Origin of the sequence: Actinocorallia libanotica (assembly GCF_039525175.1) — a bacterium.
Lineage (GTDB): Bacteria > Actinomycetota > Actinomycetes > Streptosporangiales > Streptosporangiaceae > Actinocorallia > Actinocorallia libanotica.
In genome coordinates this window covers 1-5,188 of the sequence record NZ_BAAAHH010000088.1, presented here as the reverse complement: position 1 = coordinate 5,188, position 5,188 = coordinate 1, and the positions used below count along the sequence as shown (strand labels likewise).

The 5,188-nt window shown below is 68.4% G+C and carries 4 protein-coding genes; all 4 read left to right on the top strand.

Going from position 1 to position 5,188, the window contains the following annotated elements:
- Window positions 1–975: ABC transporter ATP-binding protein (locus tag ABD140_RS39560; RefSeq protein WP_344248151.1), on the top strand; the 975-nt coding region annotated here is incomplete at its 5' end.
- A 205-nt stretch (window positions 976–1,180) separates the two neighbouring features.
- The gene (locus ABD140_RS39555; protein WP_425544213.1) at window positions 1,181–2,170 is read left to right on the top strand and encodes an ABC transporter permease; all 990 of its coding nucleotides are present in this window, start codon (window positions 1,181–1,183) and stop codon (window positions 2,168–2,170) included.
- Window positions 2,171–2,219: 49 nt separating this feature from the next.
- Entirely contained in the window at window positions 2,220–3,968 is a 1,749-nt protein-coding gene (locus ABD140_RS39550) for an ABC transporter substrate-binding protein (protein ID WP_344248149.1), read from the top strand.
- Window positions 3,969–4,067: 99 nt separating this feature from the next.
- The gene (locus ABD140_RS39545) at window positions 4,068–5,081 is read left to right on the top strand and encodes an ABC transporter permease (RefSeq protein WP_344248147.1); all 1,014 of its coding nucleotides are present in this window, start codon (window positions 4,068–4,070) and stop codon (window positions 5,079–5,081) included.
- Window positions 5,082–5,188 lie beyond the last annotated feature (107 nt).

Below are 5,188 nucleotides of genomic sequence, written 5' to 3'. Positions count from 1 at the left end.
CTGCTGCGCCGCCAGGTGGCGGCGGTCAAGGCGGTCGACGGCGTGACGTTCTCGGTGAACAAGGGCGAGACGCTGGGCCTGGTGGGGGAGTCGGGCTGCGGCAAGACCACGACCGGCCGGATGATCATGCGCCTGCTGGACCCGTCGTCCGGGAGCATCAAGTTCGAGGGCCGGGAACTGGTGGGCCTGTCGCAGCGGGGGGTGCGTCCGCTGCGCCGCGACATCCAGATGATCTTCCAGGACCCGTACTCCTCCCTCAACCCCCGCAAGACGGTGGGTTCGATCGTCGGCGCCCCCTTCCACCTCCAGAAGATCGCGACCCCGCACGGTGTGAAGAAGGCCGTGCAGGAGCTGCTCGAGCTGGTCGGTCTGAACCCCGAGCACTACAACCGCTATCCGCACGAGTTCTCCGGCGGCCAGCGCCAGCGCATCGGCATCGCCCGGACCCTGGCGCTGAAGCCGAAGCTGATCGTGGCGGACGAGCCGGTGTCGGCGCTGGACGTCTCTATCCAGGCCCAGGTCGTGAACCTCCTGGAGGACCTGCAGGACGAGCTCGGCCTCACCTACGTCGTGATCGCCCACGACCTGTCGGTGGTGCGCCACATCTCCGACCGGGTCGCGGTGATGTACCTGGGCCGGGTCGTGGAGATCGCCGACCGCGAGGACCTGTACGCCGATCCCAAGCACCCCTACACCAAGGCGCTGCTGTCGGCGGTGCCGATTCCCGACCCGAACGTGCGGCAGGACCGCGAGCGGATCCGCCTGAAGGGCGACGTGCCCAGCCCGCTGGACCCGCCGCCGGGCTGCCCCTTCCACCCCCGCTGCTGGAAGGCCCAGGACGTGTGTAGGACGACGGTCCCGCCGCTGGAGGAGAAGGCCTCGGGTCAGCTCGCCGCGTGCCACTTCCCGGAGGGCGGTTCCGCCGGCACCACTGCGGCCGGGCATATCGCGACAGAGGTGCGGAAACTTCCGTAGTTCCTATGTAATTCGAGTAACCACAGTAAAGCGGGCATAAGTTCTTAAATGTAACTTATGTCCGCTTCTGTGTCAGGGGGAGGTGCTGATCGGGCAACGACGAGATCACGATCCGGACACAGGGTCTGGCGTGCCCCGCCCCGCGACAGCAGATTGCGCTCAGACGGCTTTACGGCGATGGCGCCTGTTGCGGAGGTACGTGAGCGTGGCCGCACCGATCGAGGTCTCGAAGGGCGATACCGAGGCCCACCCCGAGGACCTGCTGAAGGGCCTCGGCTCCGCCGTCCAGGGCCGGTCCCTCTGGCAGATCGCCTGGCTGCGGCTGCGCCGCGACAAGGTCGCCCTCGGCGGCGGCGCCGTCATCCTGCTGCTGATCGCCGCCGCGGTCTTCGGCCCCTGGTTCGCCGCCGACCCCCTGGAGTACAACCAGGACCTCATCGACCCCACGTTCCAGCGCCCCCTGGACGGCTGGCTGCACTCGGGCATCAGCGCCGACCACCTGCTGGGCGTGGAGCCGACCACCGGCCGCGACCTGCTCGCCCGCATCCTCACCGGCGCCCGCATCTCCCTGATCGTCGCCGCGGTCGCCACCCTGGTGTCGGTCACGATCGGCACCGTCCTCGGCGGCCTCGCCGGCTACTTCGGCGGCTGGGTGGACACCGTGATCAGCCGGGCGATGGATGTGTTCCTGGCCTTCCCGCTGCTGCTGTTCGCGATCGCGCTGGTGGGCGTGGTGCCGGGCGAGGTGCTGGGGATCAAGGGCAACGGCCTGCGGGTGGGGGTGCTGATCTTCGTGATCGGCTTCTTCAACTGGCCCTACATCGGGCGCATCGTGCGCGGCCAGACCCTGTCCCTGCGCGAGCGGGAGTTCATCGACGCCTCCCGCAGCCTCGGCGCCGGACACCTCCACATCTTCTTCCGCGAGGTCCTGCCCAACCTGGTGGCGCCGATCATCGTCTACGCGACGCTGCTGATCCCCACCAACATCCTCTTCGAGGCCGCCCTGTCCTTCCTGGGCGTGGGCGTCATCCCGCCCGCCCCCTCGTGGGGCGGCATGCTGACGCTGGCGGTGCCGACGTACCAGAACACGCCGTTCTTCATGATCGTTCCAGGTATGGCGATCTTCATCACCGTCCTGGCCTTCAACCTGCTCGGGGACGGGCTGCGCGACGCGCTCGATCCCCGGGCCCGGTGAACCCGCCGGGTTCGCCGTCACCCCCCACAGAAAGAGGTGTGCCGGTCACATGGGCAAGTTCACAACGACCGCCGTCGCGGCGGTCGGCCTGATGCTGAGCGTGGGCCTCGCGGCCTGCGGCTCGGACAAGGAATCAGGGTCGGCCGACGCCTCGGGCTTCAACGCCGTCGAGAAGGGCGTCGTCAACCCCTCCGACAAGAAGGGGGGGACGATCCGCTACGCCAGCTCGGATGACTGGGACTCACCCGACATGGGCGATACGTATTACGCGTTCTCCCAGAACTTCGGCCGCCTCTACGGCCGGGCGCTGACCACCTTCAAGGTGGGCCCCGGCAAGGAGAGCCTGGAGATCGTCCCCGACCTCGCCGAGACCCTGGGCACCCCCTCGGACGAGGGCAAGACCTGGACCTACAAGATCCGCAAGGGCGTCAAGTTCGACGACGGCACCGAGGTCACCTCCAAGGACGTCAAGTACGCCGTCGAGCGCTCGAACTTCTCCTCCGAGCTCCAGCTCGGCCCCAAGTACTTCAAGCAGTACCTCCTCGACAACGACCCGCCCTACAAGGGCCCCTACGAGGACAAGTCCGAAGAGGGCCTGAAGTCCATCGAGACGCCCGACGACCACACCATCGTCTTCCACCTGAACCAGCCGTTCTCGGAGTTCGACTACCTGGTCCAGATGCAGACCCAGCCGGTGCCCAGGGCCAAGGACAAGGGCCTGGAGTACCAGAAGAGCATCGTCTCCTCCGGCCCTTACAAGATCGACAGCTACGAGCGCGGCAAGCACATGAAGCTGTCGCGCAACCAGCACTGGGACAAGGCGACCGACCCGCTGCGCACGGCGCTGCCCGACACCATCGAGGTCGCGCTCAAGCAGAACGCCGACGACCTCGACCAGAAGCTGATGTCCGGCGCGCTGGAGATGGACATCGCCGGCACCGGCGTCCAGGGCGCGGCGCAGCCCAAGGTCCTGGGCGACGCCAAGCACAAGGCCAACGCCGACAACGTCACCGCCGGCTACCTGCGCTACGTCGCGGTCAACCAGCACGTGAAGCCGCTGGACAACGTCCACTGCCGCCGCGCCGTGGCCTACGCCACCGACAAGGTCGCCGCGCAGACCGCCTTCGGCGGCCCCGTCGCCGGCGGTGAGATCGCCACGACGGTCGTGCCGCCCTCCGTCACCGGCTACGCCAAGGCCGACCGCTACCCCGTCGGCGCCGACCAGCACGGCGACTTGGAGAAGGCCAAGGCGGAGCTCGCCGAGTGCGGGCAGCCGAACGGCTTCTCCACCAAGATCTCGGCCCGCTCGGACCGGCCCAAGGAGGTCGCCGCGGCCCAGGGCATCCAGCAGGGCCTGGCCAAGGTCGGCATCAAGACCGAGATCGTCCAGGTGCCCGCGGGCGACTACTTCAACAAGTACGCCGGCACGCCCAAGTGGGTGCACGACAACGGCGTCGGCCTGATGATGATGGCGTGGGCCGCGGACTGGCCGTCGGGCTTCGGCTTCCTCCAGCAGATCGTCGACGGCCGGGCCATCAAGCCCTCCGGCGGCACCAACCTGCAGGAGACCGACCTGCCCGAGGTCAACCAGCTGTTCGACGAGGCGATCAAGGACACCAACGCCGAGGCGCGCAACGCCCGCTACACCAAGGTCGACCAGCTGGTCATGGAGGACGCGGGCATCGTGCCGCTCATCTACGCCCGGCTGCTGCTGTACCGGCCCGCGAACGTCACGAACGTGACGCTCACCCACGGCTACGGCGGCATGTACGACTACCTCAACCTCGGTGTCGAGTAGTCCCCGCAGGCGATCCGCAGAAGGCAGGTGAAGGCCTGACGGCCGCCGGGATCCGCCCCTTCCACGGGGCGGATCCCGGACGGCCGGGAGCCGCCGCTCGTGTTCAGTTTCCTCATCCGGCGCGCGATCAGCGCCGTCGCCATGCTCCTCATCGTCAGCATGGTCACCTTCGGGATCTTCTTCCTCCTGCCGAGGCTGGCGGGCCAGACGACCGACCAGCTCGCGGCCGCCTACGCGGGCAAGGCCCCGACACAGGCGGCGATCGCCGACATCAAGGAGCGGCTGGGCCTGGACGACCCGATCGCCGTGCAGTACGGCCGGTTCGTCAAGGGAGTGGTGGCGGGCCAGGACTTCAGCAACGGGCCGAGCGTGATGCACTGCGGCGCCCCGTGCCTGGGGTACTCCTTCCGCACCTCCGAGCCGGTGCTGCCCACGCTCCTGGACCGGGCGCCGGTGACGGTGTCCCTGGCCCTGGGCGCCGCCGTCTTCTGGCTCATCGCCGGAATCGGCGTCGGTGTGCTGTCGGCCCTGCGCCGCGGCAGCGCGTTCGACCGTGCGGCGATGATGACGGCCCTGGCGGGGGTGTCGCTGCCCGTCTACTTCACCGGTCTGGTGTCGCTGGCGGTGTTCGCCTACGGCCTCAAGCTCTGGCCTGAGGGGGTGGCCTACCGGTCCTTCACCGAGGACCCCGTGGACTGGGCGTACAACCTCATCCTCCCGTGGGCGACCCTGGCGTTCCTGCACGCGGCGCTGTACGCGCGGCTGACGCGTGCGGGGATGCTGGAGACGTTGAACGAGGACTACATCCGCACCGCCCGGGCCAAGGGGCTGCCGGAGCGGACCGTCATCACCAAGCACGCGCTGCGGGCCTCGCTGACGCCGATCCTCACGATCTTCGGGTTGGACCTGGGCCTGCTGCTGGGCGGCGCGGTCCTGACGGAGAAGACGTTCGGTTTCCCCGGTCTGGGCGCGTTGTCGATCGACTCGATCAGGTCGGGCGACCTGCCGATGGTGATGGGCGTGGTGCTGCTGGCGACCATCTTCATCGTGGTCGCGAGCTTCGTGGTGGACGTTCTCTATGCCGTGATCGACCCGAGGGTGAGGCTGGAATGACGGACCCGCGGACGCCGTCGACGGCGTTCTTGGAGGTGCGCGACCTGCGCATCCACTTCCCGACCGACGACGGCCTGGTGAAGTCCGTGGACGGGCTGAACTTCCAG